Source organism: Streptomyces albireticuli, assembly GCF_021228125.1.
GTDB classification, from domain to species: Bacteria; Actinomycetota; Actinomycetes; order Streptomycetales; family Streptomycetaceae; genus Streptomyces; species Streptomyces albireticuli.
The window spans coordinates 128,845-154,260 of the sequence record NZ_JAJQQS010000013.1; the positions used below are offsets into that span (position 1 = coordinate 128,845).

The 25,416-nt window shown below is 72.2% G+C and carries 29 protein-coding genes; 25 read left to right on the top strand and 4 right to left on the bottom strand.

The window, feature by feature from the left end:
• Positions 1-19 precede the first annotated feature (19 nt).
• Positions 20-907, bottom strand: coding sequence for a TIGR03619 family F420-dependent LLM class oxidoreductase (locus tag LUZ64_RS23300; protein WP_095579809.1), 888 nt, complete (start codon positions 905-907; stop codon positions 20-22).
• 213 nt (positions 908-1,120) lie between these two features.
• Between LUZ64_RS23300 and LUZ64_RS23305 the strand changes: the two genes are divergently transcribed.
• The 18 genes from LUZ64_RS23305 to LUZ64_RS23390 all read left to right on the top strand — a co-directional run bounded on the left by LUZ64_RS23305 (position 1,121) and on the right by LUZ64_RS23390 (position 16,647).
• Entirely contained in the window at positions 1,121-2,383 is a 1,263-nt protein-coding gene (locus LUZ64_RS23305; RefSeq protein WP_232390340.1) for a sensor histidine kinase, read from the top strand.
• Positions 2,380-3,054: a response regulator gene (locus tag LUZ64_RS23310; protein ID WP_095579811.1), complete on the top strand. Its 675-nt coding sequence runs from the start codon at positions 2,380-2,382 to the stop codon at positions 3,052-3,054. Before LUZ64_RS23305 ends, LUZ64_RS23310 begins: the two co-directional genes overlap by 4 nt.
• 156 nt (positions 3,055-3,210) lie before the next feature.
• Entirely contained in the window at positions 3,211-4,458 is a 1,248-nt protein-coding gene (locus tag LUZ64_RS23315; protein WP_095579813.1) for an alpha/beta hydrolase, read from the top strand.
• A 108-nt stretch (positions 4,459-4,566) separates the two neighbouring features.
• Entirely contained in the window at positions 4,567-4,839 is a 273-nt protein-coding gene (locus LUZ64_RS23320; RefSeq protein ID WP_095579815.1) for a DUF1876 domain-containing protein, read from the top strand.
• Between the two features lie 131 nt (positions 4,840-4,970).
• Entirely contained in the window at positions 4,971-6,107 is a 1,137-nt protein-coding gene (locus tag LUZ64_RS23325; protein ID WP_095579817.1) for an ABC transporter substrate-binding protein, read from the top strand.
• A 181-nt stretch (positions 6,108-6,288) separates the two neighbouring features.
• On the top strand, positions 6,289-7,155 hold the full coding sequence (locus tag LUZ64_RS23330) for a diiron oxygenase (RefSeq protein WP_095579819.1): 867 nt from the start codon (positions 6,289-6,291) through the stop codon (positions 7,153-7,155).
• Positions 7,152-8,021: an aminoacyl--tRNA ligase-related protein gene (locus LUZ64_RS23335; RefSeq protein ID WP_095579821.1), complete on the top strand. Its 870-nt coding sequence runs from the start codon at positions 7,152-7,154 to the stop codon at positions 8,019-8,021. Before LUZ64_RS23330 ends, LUZ64_RS23335 begins: the two co-directional genes overlap by 4 nt.
• Position 8,022: 1 nt before the next feature.
• Positions 8,023-8,547 (top strand): holo-ACP synthase, encoded by a 525-nt coding sequence (locus LUZ64_RS23340; RefSeq protein WP_095579823.1) that lies wholly within the window; start codon positions 8,023-8,025, stop codon positions 8,545-8,547.
• Positions 8,505-8,744, top strand: coding sequence for a phosphopantetheine-binding protein (locus tag LUZ64_RS23345; RefSeq protein ID WP_095579825.1), 240 nt, complete (start codon positions 8,505-8,507; stop codon positions 8,742-8,744). The genes LUZ64_RS23340 and LUZ64_RS23345 overlap by 43 nt, the downstream gene beginning before the upstream one ends.
• A 21-nt stretch (positions 8,745-8,765) precedes the next feature.
• Positions 8,766-9,590 carry a class I SAM-dependent methyltransferase gene (locus tag LUZ64_RS23350; protein ID WP_095579827.1) on the top strand — a complete coding sequence of 275 codons (825 nt, stop codon included), beginning with the start codon at positions 8,766-8,768 and terminating at the stop codon, positions 9,588-9,590.
• Between the two features lie 7 nt (positions 9,591-9,597).
• Positions 9,598-10,548 carry a 3-oxoacyl-[acyl-carrier-protein] synthase III C-terminal domain-containing protein gene (locus tag LUZ64_RS23355; protein ID WP_095579829.1) on the top strand — a complete coding sequence of 317 codons (951 nt, stop codon included), beginning with the start codon at positions 9,598-9,600 and terminating at the stop codon, positions 10,546-10,548.
• A gap of 5 nt (positions 10,549-10,553) precedes the next feature.
• A complete protein-coding gene (locus tag LUZ64_RS23360) occupies positions 10,554-11,963 on the top strand; it encodes a preATP grasp domain-containing protein (protein ID WP_095579831.1) in 1,410 nt (469 codons plus the stop codon).
• Positions 11,960-13,237 (top strand): type III PLP-dependent enzyme, encoded by a 1,278-nt coding sequence (locus LUZ64_RS23365; RefSeq protein ID WP_095579833.1) that lies wholly within the window; start codon positions 11,960-11,962, stop codon positions 13,235-13,237. The genes LUZ64_RS23360 and LUZ64_RS23365 overlap by 4 nt, the downstream gene beginning before the upstream one ends.
• Before the next feature lie 48 nt (positions 13,238-13,285).
• On the top strand, positions 13,286-13,546 hold the full coding sequence (locus tag LUZ64_RS23370) for an acyl carrier protein (RefSeq protein WP_095579835.1): 261 nt from the start codon (positions 13,286-13,288) through the stop codon (positions 13,544-13,546).
• A gap of 11 nt (positions 13,547-13,557) precedes the next feature.
• The gene (locus tag LUZ64_RS23375) at positions 13,558-14,394 is read left to right on the top strand and encodes a hypothetical protein (RefSeq protein WP_095579837.1); all 837 of its coding nucleotides are present in this window, start codon (positions 13,558-13,560) and stop codon (positions 14,392-14,394) included.
• Complete coding sequence (locus tag LUZ64_RS23380; RefSeq protein WP_095579839.1) at positions 14,391-14,999, top strand: hypothetical protein; 609 nt, start codon at positions 14,391-14,393, stop codon at positions 14,997-14,999. The genes LUZ64_RS23375 and LUZ64_RS23380 overlap by 4 nt, the downstream gene beginning before the upstream one ends.
• A complete protein-coding gene (locus LUZ64_RS23385; protein ID WP_095579840.1) occupies positions 14,992-16,152 on the top strand; it encodes an acyl-CoA dehydrogenase family protein in 1,161 nt (386 codons plus the stop codon). The genes LUZ64_RS23380 and LUZ64_RS23385 overlap by 8 nt, the downstream gene beginning before the upstream one ends.
• A gap of 78 nt (positions 16,153-16,230) precedes the next feature.
• Entirely contained in the window at positions 16,231-16,647 is a 417-nt protein-coding gene (locus LUZ64_RS23390; protein ID WP_095579842.1) for a holo-ACP synthase, read from the top strand.
• A gap of 18 nt (positions 16,648-16,665) precedes the next feature.
• Here the strand turns inward: LUZ64_RS23390 and LUZ64_RS37570 are convergent, their stop codons facing one another.
• The 3 genes from LUZ64_RS37570 to LUZ64_RS23405 all read right to left on the bottom strand — a co-directional run bounded on the left by LUZ64_RS37570 (position 16,666) and on the right by LUZ64_RS23405 (position 20,087).
• Positions 16,666-17,748 carry a LuxR C-terminal-related transcriptional regulator gene (locus LUZ64_RS37570; RefSeq protein ID WP_095579843.1) on the bottom strand — a complete coding sequence of 361 codons (1,083 nt, stop codon included), beginning with the start codon at positions 17,746-17,748 and terminating at the stop codon, positions 16,666-16,668.
• Between the two features lie 23 nt (positions 17,749-17,771).
• On the bottom strand, positions 17,772-18,530 hold the full coding sequence (locus LUZ64_RS23400; RefSeq protein WP_095579844.1) for a thioesterase II family protein: 759 nt from the start codon (positions 18,528-18,530) through the stop codon (positions 17,772-17,774).
• 309 nt (positions 18,531-18,839) lie between these two features.
• Positions 18,840-20,087, bottom strand: a complete 1,248-nt coding sequence (locus tag LUZ64_RS23405; RefSeq protein WP_095579846.1) for an MFS transporter — start codon at positions 20,085-20,087, stop codon at positions 18,840-18,842.
• 107 nt (positions 20,088-20,194) lie between these two features.
• Here LUZ64_RS23405 and LUZ64_RS23410 point away from each other — a divergent pair, with 107 nt between their 5' ends.
• The 7 genes from LUZ64_RS23410 (at position 20,195) to LUZ64_RS23440 (ending at position 25,413) form a co-directional block, all read left to right on the top strand.
• Positions 20,195-20,563: an ArsR/SmtB family transcription factor gene (locus LUZ64_RS23410; RefSeq protein ID WP_095579848.1), complete on the top strand. Its 369-nt coding sequence runs from the start codon at positions 20,195-20,197 to the stop codon at positions 20,561-20,563.
• Positions 20,563-21,183, top strand: a complete 621-nt coding sequence (locus tag LUZ64_RS23415) for a pyridoxamine 5'-phosphate oxidase family protein (protein ID WP_095579850.1) — start codon at positions 20,563-20,565, stop codon at positions 21,181-21,183. Before LUZ64_RS23410 ends, LUZ64_RS23415 begins: the two co-directional genes overlap by 1 nt.
• 158 nt (positions 21,184-21,341) lie before the next feature.
• Complete coding sequence (locus LUZ64_RS23420) at positions 21,342-21,671, top strand: hypothetical protein (RefSeq protein WP_232390341.1); 330 nt, start codon at positions 21,342-21,344, stop codon at positions 21,669-21,671.
• A 101-nt stretch (positions 21,672-21,772) separates the two neighbouring features.
• Positions 21,773-22,600 carry an AraC family transcriptional regulator gene (locus tag LUZ64_RS23425; RefSeq protein WP_095584622.1) on the top strand — a complete coding sequence of 276 codons (828 nt, stop codon included), beginning with the start codon at positions 21,773-21,775 and terminating at the stop codon, positions 22,598-22,600.
• Positions 22,601-22,756: 156 nt separating this feature from the next.
• Positions 22,757-24,232, top strand: a complete 1,476-nt coding sequence (locus tag LUZ64_RS23430) for an L-lactate permease (protein ID WP_095584621.1) — start codon at positions 22,757-22,759, stop codon at positions 24,230-24,232.
• 162 nt (positions 24,233-24,394) lie between these two features.
• A complete protein-coding gene (locus LUZ64_RS23435; RefSeq protein WP_232390342.1) occupies positions 24,395-25,141 on the top strand; it encodes an HNH endonuclease family protein in 747 nt (248 codons plus the stop codon).
• Positions 25,138-25,413 carry a hypothetical protein gene (locus LUZ64_RS23440; RefSeq protein WP_095584624.1) on the top strand — a complete coding sequence of 92 codons (276 nt, stop codon included), beginning with the start codon at positions 25,138-25,140 and terminating at the stop codon, positions 25,411-25,413. The genes LUZ64_RS23435 and LUZ64_RS23440 overlap by 4 nt, the downstream gene beginning before the upstream one ends.
• Positions 25,414-25,416 lie beyond the last annotated feature (3 nt).

Here is a 25,416-nt window from a genome sequence, read left to right on the forward strand (position 1 = left end):
GCACACGCCCCGCCTCCGGTCAGCCCGCCCGGAGGCGGTCGAGCACCTTGACGCCGAGCTCCAGCGCCTCGTCCGGCTCCCGCACGCACTGCTGGAGGTCGAGGAAGCAGCTGTCGGCACCTGAGGCGCGTACGCCCGCCAGGAGCGTGGTGATGTCCTCGCACGTGGCCCCCGGGCGCGGGTTGTGCCGCAGGATCCGGCGCAGCGCGTCCGGGTCGCGGCCCGCTTCCTCGGCCGCCCGCCGGGCCGTGCCCCACAGCCCGGCGTGGGCCTCGGGCGGCAGGACGACGCCGACCCAGCCGTCGGCGACGCGGCCGACACGGCGCATGGCGGCCGGGCTGAACCCGCCCAGATAGACGGGCGGGCAAGGGCGCTGGGCGGGGCGCAGGCCGATGTGGGAGCGCGGGATCGTCCAGTGCGGCCCCTCGTGCGCGAACTCCTCGCGCGTCCACATGCCCTTGAGGATGTCGAGGATCTCGTCCAGGCGGGCGCCCCGCTCGGTGAAGTCGGCGTTGACCGCCGTGTACTCGTCGCGCATCCAGCCGATGCCGAGACCGACGTCCAGCCTGCCACCGCTCACCAGGTCCAGGGAGGTGAGGCTCCGGGCGAGCAGCGACGGCGGGTACCAGGGGGCGTTGAGCGTGCTGGTGCCCAGCCGGGCCCGGCTCGTCGCCGTGGCGGCGACCGTCAGCACGGTGAGCGGGTCGAGGAAGGTCTTGTACTCGGGCGGGTACGGGTTCTCGGGGGTGTGCCCCGGGTAGATGTCGCTCGGTTCCACGGGGGTCAGGGAGCGGTCCCCCACCCAGAGCGAGTCGAATCCGGCGGCTTCCGCGTCCCGGGCGAACCCGGCGATCGCCTCGGGCCGCGCGTGAGTGCCGTACTGCGGCAGGGCTATGCCCAGGCCCATGCCCGTTTCCATGCCTTTTTCCATGGCCTCATCCTGCACTTGGGGTGGTGCCGCCCCCTGAGAACCACTCACGTGACGCCTGTCACCCCGCTGTCGCACCACCGTCCGCACGGCTCGCACGCCTGCCGACCGCGCGCCGGGCGGCACCGCCGCGCCCCTCGTGCGACCCCGTGCCCACCCGGGAGGGTGCCCGAGGTGTCCAATAATGATCACGTGTACGAAACGAGCGCCCCGGTGGCGGACCGGACCGGCCCGCGCGCCCTGCGGGCGGACCTGTTCAGCCCGCGCCGGCGGCCCATGCCTCCGCTGACCTGGCCCCGTCACCTGCCGCTGCTGCCCCATGTCCTGGTGTGCCTCGGCGCCGTGTCCCTGTCGGCCACGGGGGCGGACCCGGCGGCCCGGACCCTGGCGATCGCGCACGCGGCCACCCTGGTGGCGGCGCTGTGGTGGCCGGCGCCCGCGTGGTGGCTGTCGACGGTCCTCGTCGTCGGCATCGCGGTGGGGCATCCTCCTACCCACGACAATCAGATCTGGGCGTGGATCGTGCACGCCGGGGTGCTCTTCCTCCTCGCGCTGCGCGTACGCCTGTCCTCGGCGGCGGTGGCGGCGGCGCTCAGCGCCCTGCCGCCCGTCCTCCTGAAGGTGGCCGGCCGACCCATCGGCTCGTGGTCGGTGGTCGCCGGGGCCCTCGTCCTCTACGTCGCGGCCGTGTTCGTCGGCGCCGTGGCACGCGGCCGTCGGGAGGACCGGGAACGCCTCACCGCGCAGATCGCCGCCACCGCCCGTGAACGGGCGCGGCGTACGGTCCTGGAGGAGCGCGCCCGGATCGCCCGCGAGCTGCACGACGTCGTGGCCCACCACATGTCGGTGATCTCGGTCAAGGCCGACGCCGCGCCCTACCGCGTCCAGGACCCGCCGCGGGAGCTGGTCACCGAACTGGCGGCGATCCGGGCCAACGCGCTGGAGGGGTTGACCGAACTGCGGCGCCTGCTCGGCCTGCTGCGTTCCGAGACCGACGGTCACGGCGCGGCGGTCACCTCCGACGTCACCGTCCCGCGGCCCTCCCTCGCCCGGCTCGACGCGCTGCTCGGCAACGTCCGCGCCACCGGGCTGCGGGTCTCCTACCGGGTCGAAGGCACCGCCCGTACCCTGTCCCCGGGCGCGGAGCTGTCGGCGTACCGCATCGTCCAGGAGGCCCTCAGCAACGCCCTGCGCCACGCGCCCGGCGCCACGGTCCGCGTCGAACTCGCCTATTCCACCGACTGGTTGAGCATACGAGTCGCCAACGGCCCCGGCACGCGACCGGCCGACCCCTCGCCCGGCACCGGTCACGGCCTCACCGGCATGCGGGAGCGGGCCGCGATGCTGGGCGGCCGCCTCGCCGCCGGGCCCACCCCTGACGGCGGCTACGAGGTCGCCGTGACACTGCCGGCCCCCGACCGCTCCCCCGCCGCCGACGAGGAGACCCCCGCATGACGATCCGTGTGCTCATCGCCGACGACCAGGGCATGCTCCGGGAGGCCTTCTCGGTCCTGCTCGGCGCCCAGCCCGACATCGACGTCGTCGCCACCGCCGAGGACGGCGCGGAAGCCGTCGCCCGGGCGGAGGAGCTGGCGCCGGACGTCGTCGTCATGGACATCCGGATGCCCGGCGTCGACGGCATCGAGGCCACCCGCCGGATCGCCTCCCGCCCCGGGACCCGTACGAAGATCCTCATCCTGACCACCTTCGACCTCGACGCGTACGTGTACGAGGCGCTGCGGGCCGGCGCCTCCGGTTTCCTCCTCAAGGACGCCTCCGGCATCCAGCTCGCCGAGGCCGTACGGGTGGTGGCCCGGGGCGAGGCCCTGCTGTCGTCCGAGCTCACCAAGCGGCTCATCGCGGAGTTCGCCCGTACGAGCCCCGTGGCCGGGCGGTCGGCGGGGGTGCGCGTCGAGGCGCTCACCGACCGGGAGACGGAGGTCCTCACGCGGGTGGCCCAGGGGCTGTCCAACGCCGAGATCGCCCGGGTGCTGGTCGTCGCCGAGGAGACGGTCAAAACGCATGTGGGCCGCGTCCTGCGCAAGCTGGGGCTGCGCGACCGTACGCAGGCGGCCGTCTTCGCCTACGAGAGCGGGCTGGTCACCCCCGGCGGCACGGGCCCGTGAGGGGCGCGCGTCCCTCCTGAGAGCTACGCCGCGGGTCAGCTCCGCAGGGGGACGCGGAAGAGGGGCCGGCCGGGCGACGCTCGGGGTGTGCTCACGCGGCGGAGGCCGTCCGCCGCGAGTGCCCCTCGTGCCGGATCCCGTCGAAGGAACACCGTCATGCCACGACGCCGATGCCCGGCGGCGCCCCCGCCGCCGGCCCTCGCTCCCGCCGCCCGCACACCGGCCACCCGCGCGCCGGGCGGCTTCAAGAAGACCGTCCGGGTCGCCGCCGCCCTGACCGGGTCCCTCCTCGCCCTGCTGACCACCGCGATCATGCTGGGCGCCTATTTTCCGGCCCTCCCCAAGATCGGTGTGATCGGCCCGGTCCTCGGCGGCCAGTACCCCTTCCACATGGCCTTCCTCGCCGTCGCCGGCGGCGTCCTCGGGGCCCTGGCGCTGCGCTGGGGGCTGCGGCGCTGGGGCCGGGTCCTCACGGTGGTGACGGCGTTGTCGACGGTGGCCGCGCTGGTCATCGGCGGCGTCCAGCTCAGCGCCGCGCGGGAAGCCGGGGCGGAGGTCTCCTTCGGTGACGTCCTCGGCGAGCTCGCGTACCCGGACACCAGGCCGGACACGACCGCCACGTACGCCGTCCGCGACGGCGAGCCGCTCCGGGTGGACGCGTACCTGCCCGTGCGCGGCCGGGGCGGGGCGGCACCGGCCGTGGTGCTCGCCCACGCCGGGGGCTTCCACACCTTCGACAAGAGCGACCTGCGCGGCACCGGCCGCTGGCTGGCCGACCGCGGGGTGGCCGTCTTCGCCGTCGACTACCGCCTGGCCGCGCCCGGCCGCCCCACCTGGGACAAGGCCCCGCAGGACCTGCTGTCCGCCCTCGGCTGGGTGCGGGAGCACGCCGGCCGGTACGGCGTCGACGCCTCCCGCGTCTCGCTGGGCGGCATGTCGGCGGGCGGCACGCTGGCGATGAGCACCGCCTTCCGGCTCCGGAACGGCACCATCCGGGCCGCGGACGGCCGGACCCCCGCTCCCCCGGCGTCCGTCGTCGGCTTCTACCCCGGGACGGACGTACGGCGGATGTGGGAGGACGACGTCGCAGGCACCCGCCGGGGCGCGGAGCTGTTCACGGGCGGTACGCCCGCGCGGTACCCGGAGCGCTACCGCGAGGTCTCCCCGGCCGCCGAGGTGCGCGCGGGCCTGCCGCGCACGCTGCTCGTCGTCGGCGACCGGGACCGCAGCGCCCGTCCGGAGACCGTCCGGGAACTCGGGGAGGCACTGCGCGCCGAGGGCGTGGACACCGAGGTCAGGGAACTGCCCTTCGCCGAGCACGCCTTCGACGACGCCTACGGCAGCCTCACCTCCCAGACGAGCCGCCGGATCCTGCTGGACTTCCTCACAAAGGCCGGCCACTGAACTCCACGGGCCGGGCGGCCCCCGACCCTTCGGAGCACCCGGCGTGCGCCGCCGGCCTCCCCGTGCCAGCGTGGTGCGGGACCCGTGGCGCACAAGGAGGTCCGTCCCATGAGCGGCAACAAGGCCTGGCTCGTCGAGATCAGCATCAAGGAACACGACCACACGGTCACCGCCGAGGCCCGGCTCACGGGCAGGACCCCGGGCCCGATGGTCGGCGAGGGCACGGCTCGCTGCCACCCCGCCGACGAGAACGTCCCGGACATCGGCGACGAGCTCGCGGCCGCCCGCGCCCTGAACAGGCTGTCCGACCAACTGCTGGATACAGCGATCAAGGACATCCAGTCCCACACGCACGAACAGGTGCACGGCATCCGCGACTGACCGGCCGGAACCCTTGCCACACCTGGCCACAGCGACCACTCCTTGAACATTCAATGAGTTCACCCTAGAGTGAGCTCCCGGGAAAGTTCTTGAACCTTAAAGAACGTCCCTCCCCCCATAAAGGAGTCGTCGTGAAGTCCACCCGCAAGGCATGGGCCACCGTCATCGCCCTCGGCGTCATCGCCGCGAGCGGAGCCACCGTCGCCGCCGCCACCCCCTCCGCCCGCTCCGTGTCGGCGGGCGCGAGCGAGGAGGAGCAGCTCCAGAAGCTGTACAAGGACGCGGTCGCCGAGGGCGGCCGTCTGGTCGTCTACGCCGGTGGCGACAAGCCCGGCCAGGCCGACTACCTCAAGAACGCGTTCGTCAAGCAGTTCCCCAAGATGAAGGTCGACACCGTCGTCGACTTCAGCAAGAACCACGACGCGCGTCTCGACAACCAGATAGCCGGCCACAAGGTCGTGGCCGACGTCGTCCACCTCCAGACGCTCGACGACTTCCCGCGCTGGAAGAAGGAAGGCGCGCTCGAGCAGTACAAGCCGGTCGGCTGGAACAAGGTCTACGACAAGGTCAAGGACAAGGACGGCTACTACACCGGCCTGTTCTTCATCGGCTTCGCCAACGTCACCGCCACCACGCTCGGCGACAACGCCCCCGTCGAGGCCGAGGACTTCCTCAAGCCCGAGTACAAGGACAAGCTCGTCTTCACCTACCCCAACGACGACGACGCCGTCCTGTACTACTTCAAGCAGCTCACCGACAAGTACGGCTTCGACTACCTGGCGAAGCTGCGCGCCCAGAACCCCAAGTTCGTCCGCGGCACCGCCGACGCCTCCGCCCAGGTCGGCAAGGACGGCTACGTGGCGAACTTCGGCAGCTCGGGCAGCTCCAGCGGCCTGTCGAAGACGAGCATCCCCGAGAAGTCGCCCTGGGTCGCGTGGCCGCAGACCGGCGCCATCCTCAAGGACGCCCCGCACAAGGCCGCCGCCAAGCTGTACATGAGCTGGGTCCTGTCGAAGCAGTACCAGCAGACCGCGTACGGCTGGAGCGCCCGTACCGACGTCCCCGCCCCGGCCGGCCGCAAGGGCATCTTCGACTACGACAACATGAACCCGCTCGGCCTCGGCAGGTTCATGGGCGACCGCGCCGCCCTCGACCGCTACAAGGCCCGCGTCAGCCTCTACGTCGGCGACGTCAAGGGCGCCAACCCGGCCGACCCCGAGACCAAGCTCGGCCTGTACCCCGTCGACCAGAACGGCACCCAGGGCTGACGGCGACGGCTCCCGCCGGTCCCGTGGGCCCCTCCGGGCCCCGGGGCCGGTTTTTCCGTCCGGACCCGCCGCCTCGCGGCTGACCGGTCCCGGACAGTCCACTTCCGGTCATTGCCCCCTGCACGTAGTTCTCTTTATCGTCTTTGACGCGCAGGACATCAGGCGATGTGAGGGAGTAGGCGTGGTCAGTACCCTGATCGACCAGAACGATCGCTTCCTGGGTATCCTCGACCGGCTCAGCTCGAAATCGGTCGAGGATTACTACAACCCGTACAAGCTCTTCGAGTGGCCGGACAGTCTTCCCGAAGACATGTGGTGGATGAGCCCCGAACTCACCACGACCCATGGCACAGCCGCGGCCGAGCGGCTCACCGAGAAACAGCTCCACGCGCTGTCGCGCCACGAGAGCCTCAATTTCTACAGCCTCAATGTGCACGGCATCCGCGAACTGCTCATCGATGTGACCAGACGCATCCACACCAAGGGCTTCGAGACCCCTTCCGAGTTCTTCCACCACTTCATCGGTGAGGAGAACGAACACATGTGGTTCTTCGCGGAGTTCTGCCTCCGCTACGGGAAGATATACCGCCAGCCGGGCGGTATCAGCGCCGAGGCGCCGCGGCCCGACGTGGAGAGCCTCCTGGTGTTCACCCGCATCCTGATCTTCGAGGAGCTGGTCGACCACTTCAACTCCAAGATGGCGCTCGACGAACGGCTGGACGACACGATCCGGGCGATCAACCGCATTCACCACCAGGACGAGTCCCGGCACATCGCCTTCGGCCGGGAGCTGGTCTCCGTCCTGTTCGCCGAGGTGCGCCGGACGTCCACCGAGCAGGAGCTCGACGACATAGCGGCGTACGTCAAGCGCTATATGACCTACAGCTTCGAGACGCTGTACAACCCGCAGGTGTACCGGGACGCCGGGATCGAGAAGCCGCAGGAGCTGCGCCGGGAGCTGCTGGAATCGCCCGCCCGCGCCGAGTTCGAGCGGAGCGTCTTCCGCAAGACCGCCAAGTACCTGGAGAAGACGGGGATCATCCGATGACAGTCGCCCCTCGGCACGACACCGGCATCACCCGCACCCCCGGCGGCGGCGCCACGGACGCCGTGGTCATCCTCTCGCCCGACGAGACCGACCTGCTCCTGGAGCTGGACCGCACCTTCACCGGCTGGGGACGGGCGTCGGGCGCGCGCGAGATCCAGCCGCCGCCCGTCTACCCCGTGCGCGACCTGGAGAAGTTCGACGTCTACACGAACTTCCCGCACCTGGTGTTCGCCGGCGCCGCGCTGGACCTGGAGGGGTCCCGCGCGCCCTCCGAGGGCCGGTTCGCGCGAGGCGACCTGCAGGACGCGCGGATCGGGCTGTCGCACGCCACCTGCTACGGCGCCTTCCTCTACTACGAGAACGCCCGCCTCGCCGAGGACACCTCGGTCACGCTGGTCAACCGCTGCTTCCGGCACGAGGACCACTTCAGCGGCCTGCGCCGGCTGCTGAGCTTCCAGATGCGGGAGATCGTGGCGCTGGGCACCCCCGAGCACGCGCAGGGCGTCCTCTCCCGGTTCACCGAACGCATCCTGGCGTTCGCCGACGCGCTGTCGCTGAAGCTGGAGAAGGTGCCGGCGACCGACCCCTTCTTCGAGAAGGGCGGAGCACGCGCGCTGTTGGCGAAGGTCAGCCCGGTGAAATACGAGTTCCAGGCCGGCGACCTGGCGATCTCCTCCGTGAACAACCACCGCAACTTCTTCGGCGAACGCTGCGACATCCGGCACGAGCGGGACGGGGAGTTCGTCCACACCAGCTGCGTCGCGTTCGGTCTCGAACGCTGGCTCGCGGTGCTGCTGGAGCAGCACGGCGACGACGCGCCGCGCGCCCTGGAAGCCGTTCGCCGGGCATCCGCCCGGGTCTCCTGAGGTGAACCGGGGACGCGTCGGCATCGATCTGGTCCCTTACGGAAGGGTCCGGAGCCTGCTGACCGCCGAAGGACGGCCGGTGCTGTCCCGGATGCTCTCCGGCGCGGAGCTCGCGCTCTCCCGGACGGACACCGGTCCGGACGTACCGGGAATCGCCGGACGGCTGGCCGCGAAGGAAGCGGTCTTCAAGCTCTTCCGGGCGGCGGGGCAGACCCTGCCGTGGCAGGACATCGAAATCCTGAAAGAGGACGGCGGCTGGCCCGTGGTGAGACTGGGCGGCCGGGCCGCCCGGCTGGCACGGGCGGCCCTCGTCGAATACGTCGACGTGAGCATCTCGCACGACGACCCGTGCGCCATCGCCATCGCCTATTCCGGGCCCGCGCCGGAATCCCCCCTGCGATGGCCCGGAACATCCGACGACGCACCCGAAACCCTTCGGACGCCGGTGGACCCGGCGGCCGACCGGACGACCGAGGAGTGGAAATGGCTTCGACCGGAATCGAAGACGTCCGTACCTGGATCCTGAGCCGGCACCCGGAACGCGACTCCCTTTCACCGGACGAGAACCTCATCGAGAGCAGGCTCGTCGACTCGCTCTCCTTCGTCGAACTCGTCTACGCGATCGAGGGCGCCAGCGGTGTCGAGATCGACTTCGACACCATCGACATCCAGGACTTCCAGACCCTCTCCGCCATCGAAAAGGCGTTCTTCGCCACCGTCTGAATTCTCCCGGAGGTAGCGAGCATGGAAGCTGTTTCCTATACGGCCCAGTGGACGGCGGCCGCCCGCGCCGTGGAGTCCGAACGCGACGACGCGATGTTCGAGGACCGGTTCGCCCGGGATCTCGCGGCCCCGCGCGGCTTCGAGCTGCTCGACAAGTACGGCGGCGGCGGTCTGCTCCCGTTCATCGCGATCCGCACCAAGTACTTCGACGACAGCATCGACACCGTGCTGCGCGAGAACACCATCGACCAGGTCGTCCTCGTCGCGGCCGGCATGGACACCCGCGCGTTCCGCCTCACCTGGCCCGCCGGCACCACGGTGTACGAGATGGACCACGACGCGCTCGTCGACGAGAAGCGCGCCCGCCTCGCCCGGCTGGGCGCCACCGCGACGACGGACCGCAGAGAGGTGAAGGCCGACCTCGCCGGGGACTGGCTGCCCGCCCTGACCCGGGCCAGGTTCGACCCCTCCCGCCCCACGCTCTGGGCCGCCGAGGGACTGATGTTCTTCCTCACCCGGGACCAGTCCGCCCACCTGCTGCGCACGCTCGGCACGGCCTCCGCGCCCGGCAGCCGGCTGGCGGTCGACTTCGCGAGCAAGGCGCTGCTGCGCAGTCCCTTCTCGCAGACGTTCCTCAAGGGGCTCAAGGAGGACGGGACGCCCTGGCTGTTCGGCACGGACGAGCCGGAGGAGTTCCTCGCGACCACGGGCTGGAAGGTCCAGGACCTCAAGGAGCCCGGCGAGCCCGGCGCGGGCGAGGGCCGCTGGCCGTACGAGGTGCAGTCGCGCGACCGGCGCGGCGTCGCCCGGAGCTGGCTCGTACGCGCCGAGTTCGTCGGCGGGTGAGGCGCGGATGACCGCCACCACGACGCTGGAGCGGATCGAGTCCTTCCTCCCCGAGCGCAGCGTGCGGATCGACGACGTCGCCGACAGCCTGGGCCTGCGGCGCGCCGAGGTCGGTGTCTTCCGCAAGATCTACGGTCTGGACCGGCTGCGCTTCGACCCGGACACCGGCCTGTTCGACCTGGTGCTCCACTCCGCCCGCCGGGCCCTGAAGGCACTGCCCGAAGGGCGCCACGTCCGGTACGTCGTCTACGCGCACACCATGCAGGCCGTCACTCCCCCGCACATCGACGCCGCCCAGGTGATCCGCGAGGAGCTCGGCCTGCACGACGCGGAGGCGTTCGCCCTGACCCACCAGGCCTGTGTCAGCAGTCTCGGCGCCGTCGACCTGACCGGCGAACTGCTGCGGGCGGAGGCCCCCGAGGGGGCGTACGCGCTGATGGTCACGGGCGAGCGGGCGTACTCCCCGAAGGTCCAGCTGATCCCCCACAGCGCGATCATGGCCGACGCCGCGGCGGCCTGTCTCGTCACCGTCGGCGGCCCCGGGGACGAGGTGCGCTCCTTCACGACGCGCACCCTCGGCGAGTTCGCCGCGGGGCTGGACATGACCAAGGAGCAGACCCAGGGCTTCGGGCAGGTCTACGGCACCGTGCTCGGTGAGGTCATCCACGAGGCGGTGGCCCGCGCGGAGCTGTCGTTCGACGACATCGACCTGGTGATCCCGCACAACGTGAACCTGGTTTCGTGGCGGCAGACGATCAAGGAGATGGGCGCCGACCCCGGCAGGTTCTTCCTCGACAACGTGCCCCTCTACAGCCATACCTACGCCGCGGACGTCTTCGTGAACTACACGACGCTGCGCGACCGGGGCCGCCTGGTCCCCGGAAGGCACTACGTCCTGGTGTCCGTGGGCCTCGGCGCCACCTTCGGCGCCATGGTGATCACTCACAGGGAGGGGTGAGAAGGATGTCCGGCATCTCCCGCGCCCCGCGGTCCGCCGAGGGCCTCTCCTCGACCAAGGACCTCAAGGAAGCGCTCACGGGCGACCGTGCCGCCCGGTTCGTCTGGCTGTGCAACTTCGAGGTCGAACACCGGTGGGCTCGCGCGTACACCGGCATCCCGGCCGTGCGCGGCTCCGCCACGGCGGCCACCGTGCAGCGCATGGAGGAGCTGGGGGCCCTGCTGGCCGAGCCCGGCGACCATCTGCTGCTGGACCGCCCCCTGGACGCGCACTACCGGCGCTACGCCGAGCGGACCGGCCTGGGGGCGCCCACCGAGCTGGTCACCCGCGCGCCCGCCGCCGAGGGCGGCACCGCCGCCGCGGTGCTGGACTCGCCGGAGCTCCTGGACCGGCTGCGCGCGCTCGCGCGGGACGGCGCCTTCCTGATGCCCATGGGAGCCTCGGACCGCGAGCGGCGCATCACCGAACTCACCGGGCTGCGCTCCGCGGTCCCCGACGCCGCCGTCTACGAGCGCGTCAACAGCAAGATCTACAGCCGGCGGACCGCCGCGGAGCTGGGGCTGCGCACCATCCCCGGCTTCTGCTGCGAGACCGCGGGCCAGCTGCGGCACGCGCTCGAGGAAGGGCTGCGCGAGGGCGATCCGGTGATCGTCAAGGACGCCTACGGGGTCTCCGGCCGGGGCCTGGTCGTCCTCGACAGCCGGAAGAAGGCCGACCAGCTGCTGCGCATGGTCGACCGCAGGGCCCGGAAGACCGGGGACGACGCGCTGCACGTCGTCGTCGAGGCCTTCCTGCCCAAGCGCTTCGACCTCAACTACCAGTTCACCGTCGACCGCCACGGCGGGGTGCGGCTCGACTTCGTCAAGGAGGCGCTCACCGCCGGCGGTGTGCACCTCGGCCATGTCATGCCCGCCGATCTGACCGCCGCACAGCGGGACGAGCTCGCCGAGGCCGCCGAGCGGCTCGGCAAGCGGCTCTTCGCGGACGGGTTCTTCGGGATCGTCGGCGTGGACGCGCTGCTCGGTGCGGACGACCTCGTCTATCCGGTGCTGGAGATCAACGCCCGGCTCAACATGTCCAGCTACCAGGGCCGGGTCACCGAGCTCTTCGGCAGAAGCGACGGCGCCGCCCTGGCCAAGCACTACCCGCTACGGCTGTCCGCGCCCGTCGGCTTCCCGGCACTGGCCGAGGCGCTCGGCCCGCTGGCCGAGCCGCCCCGGGACCGCGACGGGCTGGTCGTGACCTGCTTCGGCACGGTCAACGCCCAGGCGACCGCGGCCGACGACGCCCCCGCGCCGTTCGACGGGCGCCTCTACGCCGTGCTGTTCGCCGCGGACCGGGCCGGCCTGGCCGCGCTGGACCGGCGCGTCACCACCGCGCTCAGCCGCTTCGACACGACGGAAAGGACGCCATGAGCAGCGCGTTCCACGTCCAGGGGATACCGGCCACCGAGCTCGCCGAGCGGTTCGGCACCCCGCTGTTCGTCTACGACGCCGACGTCCTTCGCGACGTCTACTCCGACCTGAGACGGCGGCTGCACCCGGCCGTCGACGTCTTCTACTCCCTCAAGGCCAACCCCAACATCGGCGTCTGCGGGTACCTCGCCTCGCTCGGCGCGGGTGCCGAGATCTCCTCGATGGTGGAGCTCATGACGGTCCGGCGGGCCGGAGTGGCGCCGCGGGACATCATCTTCCTCGGACCCGGCAAGACCCGCGCCGAACTCGAGGAATGCGTCACGGCCGGTCTGTACGCGATCGTGTGCGAGTCCCTCGACGAGGCCGGGCAGCTGGAGCGGATCGCCGCCGAGCGGGGGATCGACGACCTGCCCGTCCTGCTGCGCGTCAACCCCGACTTCCACACCAAGGGCTCCGGGCTGGCCATGAGCGGCAAGCCGCGGCAGTTCGGCATCGACGCGGACCTCCTGCGCCGCTCGGGCGACGTGATCGCCGGGCTGCGCCGGGTGCGGGTGCGCGGCTTCCACGCCTACATGGGCACGCGGTTCCTGAACGCCGACGACATCGTCCACAACACCCGGGAGATCCTCGCCCTGTCGTCCGAGCTGGCGGAAGCCCTCGGCATCGAGCTGGACACCGTGGACTTCGGCGGCGGCTTCGGGGTCGCCTACTTCGACAACGAGAAGGACCTCGACGTCGGCACCGCGGTCGCGGGGATCAACGACGCCGTCGTCCCTTTCCTGGAGGCCCACCCGGGCTGCCGTCTCATCAACGAGCTCGGCCGCTACCTCGCCGCCGCCTGCGGCACCTACGTGGTGCGGACGCTGTACGTCAAGGAGTCCATGGGCGAGCGCTTCGTGGTCGCCGACGGCGGCACCAATCACCACATGGCCGCGGTCGGCATCGGCAGCTTCGTCAAGCGCAACTTCCCCATCCGGTCGCTGAGCCGCTACGGCGAGGAGGCCGCGCACACGTACACCGTCACCGGGCCGCTGTGCACCCCCAACGACGTCATCGGCAAGAAGGTGCGGCTGCCCCGGGTGGAGCCCGGCGACCTGATCGGCGTGGAGCGCTCCGGCGCCTACGGTCCCACCGCGTCCCCCGGCCTGTTCCTCAGCCACGGCTTCCCGGCCGAGGTGCTCGTCCACGACGGCACCCCCCACCTGGTCCGCGAACGGGACCGCGCGGAGGACCTGCTCGCCAAGCAGCGCGCCGTGGACTTCCCCCGGCCCTGACCCCCGGCCCGCACCGCACCGCCCCACCGACACCAAGGAGAGAAGGACATGGACCGTCACCATGTGGTCGCCGCAGTCGAGGCGGCACTCGGCGAGGTGCTGGAGCGCCCCGTCACCGGGCTCACCGAGGACGTGCGCCTCTTCGAGGACCTGCACCTGGACTCCACCTCGGTCCTGGAGATGCTGATGGCCCTGGAGGACGCCATCGACATCTCCGTCGACCCGGAGAGCCTCGACATGGACGACTTCAAGTCGGTCGGCACCCTCACCGACTACGTGCTCACGCAACAGGCCCCGAGCGGGGTGTGAGGCACTCCCCCATGCCCACTCTTCTCGCCGCTTCCGCGGTGGTCTCGCCGCCCCGAAGGCCCTTCGACGACTCCCCCGGGACCCTGTCCTACTACCGCGACCTGGTCGGGCCCTTCGGCCTCGACGTGGACGAGGAGCTGCTGCGGTCCGCTCCCCACGTCCGGCACCAGGACCTCCTGGACCTCCTCGCCGGCGCCGACGGCATCCGCGACTTCGCGCCCGACCTGGTCGTCGTGGCGCACGCCCTGCCCGACCTCACCCCCTTCACCGCGATCGCCCCCTATCTGGACCACCTCCTCGGCGGCGGGTCCGTCAACTTCGGTGTCCACCAGCAAGGACTGGCCGCGCCGTTCACCGCCCTGCGGGCCGTCTCGGCGTTCCAGCGGGGCCGCCGCAGCGAGCGGGCGGTGCTCGCCGTACTCGAACAGACCACCCTGCCCACCCGCTTCCCCCTGGTGCACGACCACGGGCTCGTCGACTCCGGCGTCCTCCTCGCCCTCGGTACGGACGGGGGGCCGCGCGTCGCCGGGGTGGAGACCGTCGCGGCCGCGCGGGGACCCGCCGGGCGGCTGCGCGAACTGACCGCCGCGGACCCGGCCGGCACCCTGCTCGTCACCGGGCCCTGGGTGGACCGCGCCGCCCTGGGCGAGCCGGCCTCGGCGACCTACCACTGCGACCCGGGTACCTACTGCACCGGTGTGTGGCTGGCCCTGGCACGGCACTGGCGCGCCTGGCGCGCGGACCACTCCACCGTGGTGCTGTGCGACACCGATCCACGGTCCGGGGACACCCATCTGGCCGTACTGCGTTCGGACGGCGGGCCGGCGGCCGGGGAGGAGGAGCGATGACAGCCGTGGACAGCTCCGCGCCGGCGACCGCGGCGGAGCGGCTCGCCGCGTTCGCCGACGCTCTGGACGACTGCCACGAACGAGCCGTGCCGGGGGGCGTGGTGGTCTCCCGCGCCGGCTGGGCCGTCGCCTCCGCGCGACGGCTCGGCACCGGCGTCCCGGTCCCGGACGGTTCCGGCGTGCTCGCCGCCCGCCACGGTCTCCGGGCGAGCGGCTCCGAGGCGCTCGGCGCGTTCCGCGGGGCGCTGCTGGAACTGCACCGGCGGACGCTCCGTGACGTGCTCGACGCCGCCGTCGCCCGCCTGGACCAGCGGGAGTCCGAGGGATCCCCGCTGCTCGGCAGGCAGCTCGTCCGGGGCTCCGTCGCCGATGTGGCGCTGGCCCTGTCGCAGGCGCGGGACGTCCTGCGGCTGCCCCGGCCCACCGCCAGCCGCCACCACCGCGTCCACCGGGAGCTGGTGGACGCCGGGCGGACCGCCCTCAAGCTGTACGGCGCCTTCGGCTTCACCGCCGAGGGGCCGGGCGGTCTGCTCCACCTGACCGAACTGCTCGGCGACACCTATCTGTGCCCGGAGGATCCGGAGGCGGAGGCCGGCCATGAGTGAGCTACTGCCCGAGCGCGCGGTCCTGCTGCGCGACCACGTCCGGGACGCGGCCACCGGGCTGCGCGACATCGGGATGGAGATCGACCGGGACCCCACGGCCATCGACCGCCGGCTGCACCTGCCCGCCGTCGCCCTCATGCGCGGCTGCACCGTTCCGGTGGAGTACGTGTCCTCGCCGCTGCGGATCGGCCCGTACACGTACGACATGAGCTCGTGCCTGGAGCACACGCTCACCATCGAGGAGCTCAGCTACGGGGACGCCGGATTCATGCTGGCCTGCCCGGGTCCGCTGATGTCCGGTGTGGCGGTCGGCGCGCTCGGGGACGACAAGCAGCGGCACGCCTACTACCAGCGGCTGGCGGGCCCCGATCCCGTCTGGACGTTCTTCGGCCTGACCGAGCCCGGCAAGGGCTCGGCGGCCGCCGAACTGGAGACCACGCTCACCCCCGACGGGGACGGCTTCCGGCTCGACGGGGCCAAGCGGTACGTGGGCAACGCCGCGTACGCGCAGTTGGGCGTGGTCTTCTGCCGCCGGGCACCGGGCCCGCTGGGCATCGAGGCGGTCCTCGTCGACACGGCGGAGCCCGGCTTCCGGGCCGAGCCGATCCCCACCGTCGGCATGCGCGGCGCGCGCATCTCCGCGATCACCCTCGACCACGTGCGGGTGGAGCGGGAACAGATCCTGGGGTACGACACGCTCAAGCCCAGCCGCCGCGGGCTCGTCGGCGCCATCCGCACCCTCCAGCGCTTCCGGCCGGTGCTCGCCGGCACGGCACTGGGCCTGACCCGCGCGGTCCTGGACCACGTACGCGCCGAACGCCCCGCCCTCGCCGGGTCCGCCCGGCGCCTCCTGGAGGACCTCCAGGACCGGCTCGACGCCACCCGGTGGCACAACCACGCCGTCGCGTCGGCGATCGACGCCGGGGAGGTGCGGGCCGACCGCATCGCCGCGGTCAAGACCCGCGCCGCCGAACTGGCCGAACGCGCCACGCTCGCCGCGGCCGGACTGCTCGGGCCCGCCGCCCTCCTGCGGGACCCGTGGCTGCACAAGGTGTACCGCGACGCGCGTGCCTTCGAGTTCATGGAGGGGACCGGGCACATCCAGCGCCTCGCGGTCTTCCAGGGCGTCGCCAAGGGAACCTTTCTCCGGTGACCGGGGGCTCCGCGTGCCGGAGCCCCCGGTCCGCGACGACGGACACACCGCGGAACGGACACAGAACGGGAGCCGGCCGTGTGGATCGGTATCGACGTACTCACCGAGGACGAGCTGAGCGGGCTGCTGGGCCGGCCCTGGTTCCGCGCCTTCGTCTACGACGCCGCCGAGCTGGCCCTCGCCGACGGGCTGGGTGAGGGGCGTGCCCGGGAGTTCCTCACCGGGCGCTTCGCCGCGAAGGAGGCCACGCTCAAGGTGCTCGGTACGGGCGTCGGGTCGGGGGTGACCTTTCGTCAGGTGGTGGTGGCGCGCACGGCGGGCGGCGCCCCCGAGGTGAGGCTGTCGGGGGCCGCCGCGCGCCGCGCGCGCGAGTGCGGCATCGGTGCCGTCGAGGTGTCCATCACGCACAAGAAGGGCCTGGTCATGGCGGCGGCGATCGGTGTACCGCGGGGGTGCCGGCCGCCGGCCCCCGCGGCGTCGCCCGGGGGCGGGTGACCGCGCCGGCGGCGCGCGTCAGCCGAGCCCGGCCGTACGGCTGACCAGGCCCGCGTTCGCGGCGGCCACCCCGGCCTGGAAGCGGCTCTCGGCGTCCAGCTCTTCCATGATGGCGGCGATGTAGCGGCGGAGCGTCCGGGAGGAGGTGCCCACCCGGCGGGCGATCACTTCGTCCTTGAGGCCGGAGGCGAGCATCTTGAGGATCGAGCCCTTGACGTTGTCGAGGGCCGATTCGGAGGTGGTGGCGCCGTCGAAGGGGCACGCGGACTGCCAGATGTTCTCGTACATGCCGCGCAGCAGGTCCACGATCACCGGTTCGTACATGGCGGTGACCGTGGAGGTCGCGCCTTCGCCGGAGGCCGCCGGCAGGAACGCCGCTTCGCGGTCGACGATGACGACGAAGCGGGACACCTCGTCCGAGGTGCGCACTTCGGCGCCCGTGTCCCGGTTCTTCTGGAGGTTGGCACGGAAGCTGGGGTGGGAGCGGGCGGTGTGGGGGTAGAGGGCACGGACCCGCACCCCGCGTTGCACCGCTTCGAGCGTGAGGGACCGGGTGTCGTCCAGCAGGCCGTTCCGGCAGCCGTTCACCGGCCACATCGTCAGGATCTCGCCGTAGCCCCGGCGGATGGAGTCGGCGAGCCTGAGCCAGAGTTCGCGCGGGTTCTCCAGGGTGACGACGAGCTCGCCCCGCTGCTGGGCGCGCAGGTGCCGCTTGTACGCGTTCGCGAAGCGGCCCAGCTGCCGGTGGACCAGGGCGAGCTCGCGCCGCTTCTCGTAGATCGCCGCTTCCAGCGGCAGGACGAGCTCGACACGGGCGGAGTCCGGGTCCACGGCCGTGAACGTCTCCTGCTCCGCGCAATACCGGACGAGCCTGAGTTCCCGCAGGGTTCGCATGATCCACGCGATCGCCGTGCCGGGCGTTCCGATGTCCGCGGCGATTTCCGGGACGGTCACGGAGTGGTGCGCGAGGACGTATTCGTAGACACGGAGGGCGAGGTCTTCGTCGTTTTCCTGACCGTACGGCAACGGGAGGGCGGGAAAGTCCCCCGTATTCTCGGCCGGCCGGCCGAGCACCCCCGTCTGCCCGGGTTCTTCCACCACTGCTTCCGCTCCTGTTCCGGCGATCAGTTGACGTCTTCCCCGAGGGTTTCGCCGATCTTCTCGGCGACGGCCGCGGCCTGCTCGTTCAGGAAGAAGTGGCCGCCCGGGAATTTCACGACGCGGAAACCCGCCGTCGTGTGCCGCCGCCAGCCGCGCTCACCACCGCCCGCGACATAGGGGTCGGCGTCGGCGAGCAGGAAGGACACGGGACAGGCGACCCGCGCCTCCGGGTCGGCGAGATAGCCGGAGTTCGCGCGGTAGTCGTTCTTCACCACGTCCAGGACGGGCTTCAGGAATTTGGGCCTGGTGAACAGCTTGGCGGGAACTCCGCCGAGCTCCTTGAGCTCGGCGACGATCTCCTCGTCGCTGCCCGGCGTGTACGCCCCGAGGCCGTCGGAGGGGGACCGCCTGCCGGAGACGACCAGGCGCAGCGGCCCGGTCCCCGCCGCTTCCAGCCGCCGGGTGACCTCGAACGCCACCACGGAGCCGAAGCTGTGGCCGAAGACGGCCACCGGCGGGCCGAGCCACGGGGCGAGTTCCCCGGCGATCCTGTCGGCGAGCTCGCCGACGTCCGCGATCAGTGGTTCCTCGCGGTTCCCGGGGCGCCCGGGATACTGCACGGAGAGCGCTTCCACGGATTGCGGCAGGGCGGCCGCCAGCGCGCTGTAGGCGGTGGCCGAGGCGCCCGCGTAGGGCAGGCAGACCAGCCGGACCGCGGGATCCGTACGGGGGGTGAGGTTCTGAATCCAGGTGCTCTTTTTCGCCGTCTCTTGGGTGTTCATTCACACCTTCCGCAAATCGTCCGCACAGGAGGTGCCGGCCGATGACAGATGTGCCTGCAGGAAGAGCTGACCCAGCATCGCTGTCGCAACGTAACCAACGGTATTATCAGGCGTCAACTATTTTCACGTGAAGAACATTTGACGTCCAGAGGGGTGGCCGGTTGCGGCCATTCCGGTGGAGGGTCATCAGGGTAAAGGCGATCGGAAGAATCCGATTCCGCGGGATGGCGACGCACTTCGCCGTCCGCCCGTGGCACGGGCGGACGGCGGAGTGGCGTCCGGGCGCCGGAAAGGCGCGGGCCGGAGGGGCTACTTGGCGGGCGACTCCTGGACGGCGACCGGGGGCGCGGCCGCCGCGGCGGCGGTTCCGGCACCGCGCTCGAAGCGACCGGTCAGGACGGTCACGAGGGCCGCGACGACCGTGAAGGCCGCCCCGGTCCAGGCCAGCTGGGCGGGGCCGCCGGGGCCGAGGATGCCGGCGCCGAGCACGCTCGACAGCGAGATCGCCAGGTACATCACGGCCGCGTTGAGGGAGACGACCAGCGGCTCGGTGCCCGGGGCGGCGAAGGCGATGATGCGCTGCTGCTGCGGGGCGGTCACCGACCAGGACCCGATGCCGCTCACGGCCGACAGGACCAGGGCCAGCGCGTACGACGAGTGGGCGACGGCCATGAGCCCGAAGACGACGGTCAGCAGCAGGGTCGCCCCGATGACCACCTTGCGGGGGCCCTTGCGGTCGGCCAGCCGGCCCGCGGTGAGGTTGCCGGCCGTGCCGGCCAGGCCGAACACCAGCAGCAGGATCGCCACCCGGCCGGAGTCGCCACCGGTGGCGGGCTCGAAGACGGCGCTGATGTAGGTGTAGGGGAGGTAGACGCCGACGAACGCGATGAGCGTGCACGTCAGCACGCCGACCACCCTGCGGTCCGTGAGCGGGGCGAGCCGCTGGCGCAGCCCGGCGCGGGCGCCGACGGCGACGTCGGGCAGCCGCAGGGCGATCACGGGGGCGACGGCGAGGGCGAGCGCGGTGACGAACCACATGGTCGCCTGCCAGCCCAGCGCGTCACCGATCGCGGTGCCCAGCGGTGCGCCCAGGGCGAGCGAGGCGGTCAGGCCGACGGTCACGATCGCGATGGCCCTCCCCCGCTGCTCGGCACCGGCGAGTGTGGCGGCGGTGGCGCCCGCGTTCGGGGTGAACATCGCGGCGCCGGCCGCCGCGACGACACGGGAGATCAGCACCAGGGTGTAGTTGGGCGCGAGCGCGGTGACGACGTTGCCGACGGCGAACACCAGGAGCGCGAGGATCAGCACACTGCGCCGTGACCACCGCGACGTCAGGGTCGCGAGGACGGGCGACAGCAGCGCGTACGCCAGGGAGAAGACGCTCACGAGCTGGCCGGCCGCGCCCACGGAGACGTCGAGGGAGTCGCTGATCTCGGGCAGCAGCCCCGCGATGACGAAGGCGTCCGTGCCGACGGCGAAGGTGCCCAGCGCCAGCACGGAGGCATGCCCCCGCCAGGACCCCGGCGACGCGTCGGTGGCCCGCACGGTTCGTGTCATGAGTACACCCGCATTTCAATGGACGTCATCTATTTCGATGCGCATCGTAATGCATGTTCGATGTGTATCGTAGATGCCGAGCTGCATCGAACAAGCGTGGAGGCGAGATGCGAACGTTGGATCAGGCCCGACTGCCCCAGCCGGACCTGGCCGAGGTCGAGATCGGCACGGTGCTCCAGGCCCTGGCGGACCCGGTCAGGCTGCAGATCGTGCGTCTGCTCAGCAGTCAGGGCGCCGCCGCGTGCGGTGAACTGGACCTCCCGGTCAAGCGGTCGACCGTCTCCCACCACCTGCGGACCCTGCGCGAGACGGGCCTGCTGGAGACGCATCTGAAGGGCAACACCCGGGTCAGCAAGGTGCGCCGGGAGGAGCTGGACCGGCGTTTCCCCGGGCTGCTCGCCTCGATCCTGGACGCCACGCCCGCGGTGCCGGCCCCTTCCGAGGAGGAGCCGGGCGGAGCGGACGGGGAGCGGTGATGGGGCGCTACGCACACCTCGCGTACACGGACAGCGTCCGCGAGGTGCAGGAGGAGAACGGCAGCGCGTTAGTCGGCCTGCGCGGGCTCGCCCGCGCCGACGAACCCGACCCGCTGGGCCCCGCCGAAGCGTCGTTCATCGGCTCCCGGGACGGCTTCTACCTGGCCAGCGTCAGCGAAACGGGCTGGCCCTACGTGCAGTTCCGCGGCGGTCCGCCCGGCTTCGTCCACGTCCTGGACGAGCGGACACTGGCCTACGCCGACGTGCGGGGCAACCGCCAGTACATCACCACCGGCAATGTGCGGGCCGACGGCCGGGTGGCCCTCTTCTTCATGGACTATCCGCACAAGGCGCGCCTCAAGCTCTTCGGCCGCGCCCGGACGCTCCCCCTTGACGAGGACGCCGAACTGACGCGCAGACTGGTCGGCAGACGCACCGACGGCAAGCCGGAGCGCCTGATGACCGTCGACGTCGAGGGCATCAGCTGGAACTGCTCCCAGCACATCACGCCCCGCTTCTCCGAGGCAGAACTCGACGCGGCGCTGGAGCCGGTCCGCGCGCGCATGGCCGAACTGGAACGGCAGAACGAGGAGCTGCGCGCGCGGCTCGGGCAGGGGTAGCGCGGCCACGGGCCGGGGCGCCGCCGGGCGTCGGCGCCGGACACCAGCGGGGCGTCAGCCGCACGTGAGCGGGACATCAGCGAGCCCGGCCAAGCTGATCACCTCGCGGGAACGAACACACCGCGAGTCCCACGCTTTCACCCCGCAGGAGCACCGTCATGCGCACTTCTCGTACCCGTACCGCCGCGGCGGCCGCCGCGACCGCGACCGCCGCCCTGACCCTGGCCCTGACCGCCGTCGGCGGCGCCACGGCCGCCCCGGGTGGCGGCGGCACGAGCGCGGCGCCCCGGACGGAGGCCGTCCACCAGGCGGCCGCGAAGAAGGGCAGGACTCCCGCCCTGAACCCCAGCGCCCGTCCTACCTTCAACCCCAGCACCCCTCCTTCCACCCGTCCCACCCCGAATCCCAGCGCCCCCTACACCCCCCGCCCCACCGCCACTACCGCCGCTCCCGTCCCGGACATCAGCGTCGCCCCTCGCCGCCACTGAGGCTTCCCGGGGCGCCTTCCCGGCGAGTCCGTGGCGGAAGGCGCCCCGCGCTGTGAGCCCGGCCATAGGCCGGAGGGCGCGCCGTCTGCGAGCATGCGCCGATGGGAGCGGAAGGCGAGCACGCACGACTGTGGACCGCCGCCGGCAGTCCACAGGTGGAGCTCCTGTCCGCCCGTTTCGAGCGCTTCGCCTTCGACCGGCACAGCCATGAGCAGCTCTCGCTCGGCGTCATCGAACAGGGCGCCGAGGGGCTGCACATGGCCGGCGGAACGGTGGTGGTACCGGCCGGGCAGCTCGTGATCATCAACCCCGGTCAGGTGCACACCGGCTTCGCCGCCGAGGAGTCCGGCTGGCGGTACCGGATGTTCTACTTCGACACCGCGATGGTCGACGAGCTGGCCCGTGAGCACCTGGGCGCCGGGAGCGTCTGGTTCCCGGAGACGGCCGTACAGGACGCCGGGCTGTTCGCCCGGATGCGCCGCGTCCACCAGGGGCAGGAGGGCGCCGGCGATCCTCTCACCGCCGAGTCCCTGCTGCTCGGCGGCCTGGGCGAGGTGCTGCGCCAGCACGCCCGTACCGGCCGGGTGTCCGCCGCCGGGGCCCCGCGGGCCGCGCGCCGCGGCCCGGACCTGGCCCGGCAGGTGCTGCACGACCGGTGGACGGAGCCCGTCACCGTCGCCGAGCTCAGTGCCGCCGCGGGCATGCCGCGCGCGTCCCTCATCACCGCCTTCCGCCAGGCGTACGGACTGCCGCCGCACGCCTATCTGCTGAGGCTGCGCGCCAACCGGGCCCGGCGCCTGCTCCTGGCCGGGGAGCGGCCGGCCGAGGTGGCGGCCGCCACGGGGTTCTCCGACCAGGCTCATCTGACGCGCGTCTGCAAGCGGTACTTCGGGGTCACGCCGGGTGCCATCCGCGCCCGCCGCCCCTGAGCGGGCGCCGGGCCTGAGCCTTCCCCCGCCTTCCTGACGCCCCGGCACCCCGCCACCGCCCACGCTCCGGCCCCGCGACTTTCGTTCAAGATCACCAGCGACCGTCGCCGCGAAGCTGTGCCCCGGCCGTACAGCGAGAGACGAAGGGCTCGAACAATGGTGTGGGCGATAGCGGTTTCCCCGCTCGTCATGGTGCTGGGAATGATCACGGGGTTGCGCAGACCGGCGCACTGGGCGGCGGTCGCGGGCGCCGCCCTCGCGGCGGTGCTGATCTGGTGGCTGCCGGACTTCACGCTGCCGGGCGACGTGCTGGCCGAGGGCGCCGGAGGAGCCGGGCTGCTGGTGCTCAACGCGGCCGCGGTGATGCTCCCCGGCGTCTATCTGAGCCAGGTGCTCACCCGCCGGGAGGTGCACCGGTCGTTGCAGGAGTGGGTGCGCGGACTGCCGCTGCCGGGACCCGCGACGATCGCGCTGGTGGTGGCGGGCATCGCCCCCACCGTGGAGGCGCTCACCGGCTTCGGGGTGTCCCTGCTGGTCACCGTGCCCGTGCTGCTCGCCCTGGCGCCGGCCCCGACCGCGCTGCGGCAGGCCATGCTCGGCATGAACATCATGCCGTGGGGCACCCTCGGTCTCGCCACCGTCATCGGCGCCGCGCTCACCGGGCGGGAGACGGCCGCCATGGGCACCGCCACCGCCGTCACCAGTTGCCTGGTCTTCCCGCTGGTGACCGTGTGGGCGGCGCTGCTGACCCGGCCGGAGCACCGGCTGCGTACGGCCGTCACGGCCGCGGCCGCGGGCGCCGCGCTCTCCCTCGCGCTGCTGGCGTTCAACCGGGCGGGCGCGGTCCAGCCGGCGGGCGTCCTGGCCGGCCTGTTCACGACGGCCGTCGGGCTGACGCTGTGCGCCGTCCGCCGGTCCCGTACGGGCGGCGGGTCCGGGCCGGGGGACGTGCCCGCCGGCCGGCTGCTGCCGCCGGGTTCGGTCCTGCGCGCGTACGGCCTCGTGCTCGGCGGGATCGCCGTCACCCGCGTGGCTAAGGCCGTGGGCGTCCCGCCCCTGGAACTGCACGCGGGCAACGCGAGCTTCGCGCTGCTGTCCTCGCCGTGCCTGCCGCTGCTGGCCGCCGCCCTGCTGCTGGACCGGGGGCGCCCGAACGGCCCGGACGCCCGCGCCGCGCTGGTCCGGGTGGGCCGGCCGCTGCTCGCCCTGGCCGGGTTCGTCGTCCTCGGCCGGCTGATGGCGGACAGCGGCATGATCGGTGAACTGGGCTCGGCCGTCGCCGGATCGCCCGCGCCGGTCATCGCGCTGGTCGCGCCCGCGCTCGGCATGCTCAGCGGCTTCATCACCGGCTCCAACGTCGGCGGCAACGCGCTGATGATGCCGCTTCAGGAACGCCTCGCGCCGAGCGGCGACGGCCTCGACGCGTGGTTCGCGGCACTCCAGAACAGCGCGGCGGGCCACACCGTCTTCACCTCGCTGCCGATGATCATGCTGATCCTGGCGGTGGCCGGCGACCGCGCGAAGACGGCGGGCGTCTCCGAACACACCTTGCTGCGCTTCGGGCTGCGGGTGGCGGCCGCGGTGTACGCGGCGTTGGCGGTGACGGCCGTCGCACTGGTCTCGTTCGCGTGAGTCCGAGCGCGGCCGGGGGTCACCGGGTGCGCGACGCTCCCCGAATCGCCCGGCCCCCGCGACCACCCGGATTGCTCTGCCTTATCCGGGATATCCTCTTCCATCAGGACATGCGGCCTCTTTACGGGTCGAAACAGCGATGAGTGGGGGGACAGACCCTTGGTGACGTGGCCTCAGCGGCGGCTGACCGGACTGATGGCGGTGACGTGCGCGGCCGGCATCGCGCTCACCGGCTGCGGGAAGCAGGCGGACAAGCAGCCTTCCGACGACCGGGCGGCGTCGCCGTCGTCCCCGGCGGCCGACGGCAAAGGCAAGGGCAAGGACCAGGACCAGGGGGGCAAGGGCGGGAAGGACGTCCTGCCGGGACTGCCTTCGACAAACGAGGCACGGAAGAAGCTGGAGAAGCTCACGGTGGCCAAGTGGCGGCCGATGACCGGCTACAGCCGCAGCGCCTTCCCGCACTGGGCCCAGCAGGGAGACCGCTGCGACACCCGCGAGACCGTCCTGGAGCGCGACGGCCAGGGCGTGAAGCGGGACGACCAGTGCCGCGCGGTCTCCGGCACCTGGCACAGCCTGTACGACGACAAGACCCTCACCTCGGCCTCGCAGGCCGACATCGACCATATGGTCCCGCTGGCCAACGCGTGGCGTTCGGGCGCGGACACCTGGACCACCGAGAAGCGCAAGCAGTTCGCGAACGACCTGACGCACCCGCAGCTGCTGGCCGCCTCCGCCGCCTCGAACCGCAGCAAGGGCGACCAGGGCCCGGACCAGTGGCAGCCCCCGGCCAAGGGCGCCTGGTGCGTCTACGGCCGCGCCTGGACCTCGGTGAAGGACACCTACGGCCTGACCGTCACGGACGACGAGAAGAAGATGCTCGGCACGATGCTGGGTACGTGTACCTCATGACACAGCGACCCGAGCGGTATCTGGACAAGGTGACGGCGGGACCGGGCGGGGTGATGACCGACGACGTCGGCGTCATCACCGGCGACCTCACGATCGTCACCACGTGCCCCGACGGACGCCACGCGGACGTCACCGTGCAGTACACCGGCGCCGAGGAGTGGTACACCATGACCGGCAGCCCGGTCCCCGTGCCGCCCACCGGCCTCCGCGCCCTCCACGACGCCGTCCTCGCGGCCGCGCGGGCCGGCGGCGGCGCCGAGGTCCCGCGCTAGCCC

What these genes read in the sequence shown, in the direction of transcription:
- LUZ64_RS23300 (WP_095579809.1), bottom strand. Translation starts at nt 907, where the DNA reads ATGGGCCTGGGCATAGCCCTGCCGCAGTACGGCACTCACGCGCGGCCC.
- LUZ64_RS23310 (WP_095579811.1), top strand. Translation starts at nt 2,380, where the DNA reads ATGACGATCCGTGTGCTCATCGCCGACGACCAGGGCATGCTCCGGGAG.
- LUZ64_RS23315 (WP_095579813.1), top strand. Translation starts at nt 3,211, where the DNA reads ATGCCACGACGCCGATGCCCGGCGGCGCCCCCGCCGCCGGCCCTCGCT.
- LUZ64_RS23320 (WP_095579815.1), top strand. Translation starts at nt 4,567, where the DNA reads ATGAGCGGCAACAAGGCCTGGCTCGTCGAGATCAGCATCAAGGAACAC.
- LUZ64_RS23335 (WP_095579821.1), top strand. Translation starts at nt 7,152, where the DNA reads ATGACAGTCGCCCCTCGGCACGACACCGGCATCACCCGCACCCCCGGC.
- LUZ64_RS23345 (WP_095579825.1), top strand. Translation starts at nt 8,505, where the DNA reads ATGGCTTCGACCGGAATCGAAGACGTCCGTACCTGGATCCTGAGCCGG.
- LUZ64_RS23350 (WP_095579827.1), top strand. Translation starts at nt 8,766, where the DNA reads ATGGAAGCTGTTTCCTATACGGCCCAGTGGACGGCGGCCGCCCGCGCC.
- LUZ64_RS23355 (WP_095579829.1), top strand. Translation starts at nt 9,598, where the DNA reads ATGACCGCCACCACGACGCTGGAGCGGATCGAGTCCTTCCTCCCCGAG.
- LUZ64_RS23360 (WP_095579831.1), top strand. Translation starts at nt 10,554, where the DNA reads ATGTCCGGCATCTCCCGCGCCCCGCGGTCCGCCGAGGGCCTCTCCTCG.
- LUZ64_RS23365 (WP_095579833.1), top strand. Translation starts at nt 11,960, where the DNA reads ATGAGCAGCGCGTTCCACGTCCAGGGGATACCGGCCACCGAGCTCGCC.
- LUZ64_RS23370 (WP_095579835.1), top strand. Translation starts at nt 13,286, where the DNA reads ATGGACCGTCACCATGTGGTCGCCGCAGTCGAGGCGGCACTCGGCGAG.
- LUZ64_RS23375 (WP_095579837.1), top strand. Translation starts at nt 13,558, where the DNA reads ATGCCCACTCTTCTCGCCGCTTCCGCGGTGGTCTCGCCGCCCCGAAGG.
- LUZ64_RS23380 (WP_095579839.1), top strand. Translation starts at nt 14,391, where the DNA reads ATGACAGCCGTGGACAGCTCCGCGCCGGCGACCGCGGCGGAGCGGCTC.
- LUZ64_RS23385 (WP_095579840.1), top strand. Translation starts at nt 14,992, where the DNA reads ATGAGTGAGCTACTGCCCGAGCGCGCGGTCCTGCTGCGCGACCACGTC.
- LUZ64_RS23400 (WP_095579844.1), bottom strand. Translation starts at nt 18,530, where the DNA reads ATGAACACCCAAGAGACGGCGAAAAAGAGCACCTGGATTCAGAACCTC.
- LUZ64_RS23405 (WP_095579846.1), bottom strand. Translation starts at nt 20,087, where the DNA reads ATGACACGAACCGTGCGGGCCACCGACGCGTCGCCGGGGTCCTGGCGG.
- LUZ64_RS23410 (WP_095579848.1), top strand. Translation starts at nt 20,195, where the DNA reads ATGCGAACGTTGGATCAGGCCCGACTGCCCCAGCCGGACCTGGCCGAG.
- LUZ64_RS23415 (WP_095579850.1), top strand. Translation starts at nt 20,563, where the DNA reads ATGGGGCGCTACGCACACCTCGCGTACACGGACAGCGTCCGCGAGGTG.
- LUZ64_RS23420 (WP_232390341.1), top strand. Translation starts at nt 21,342, where the DNA reads ATGCGCACTTCTCGTACCCGTACCGCCGCGGCGGCCGCCGCGACCGCG.
- LUZ64_RS23425 (WP_095584622.1), top strand. Translation starts at nt 21,773, where the DNA reads ATGGGAGCGGAAGGCGAGCACGCACGACTGTGGACCGCCGCCGGCAGT.
- LUZ64_RS23430 (WP_095584621.1), top strand. Translation starts at nt 22,757, where the DNA reads ATGGTGTGGGCGATAGCGGTTTCCCCGCTCGTCATGGTGCTGGGAATG.
- LUZ64_RS23440 (WP_095584624.1), top strand. Translation starts at nt 25,138, where the DNA reads ATGACACAGCGACCCGAGCGGTATCTGGACAAGGTGACGGCGGGACCG.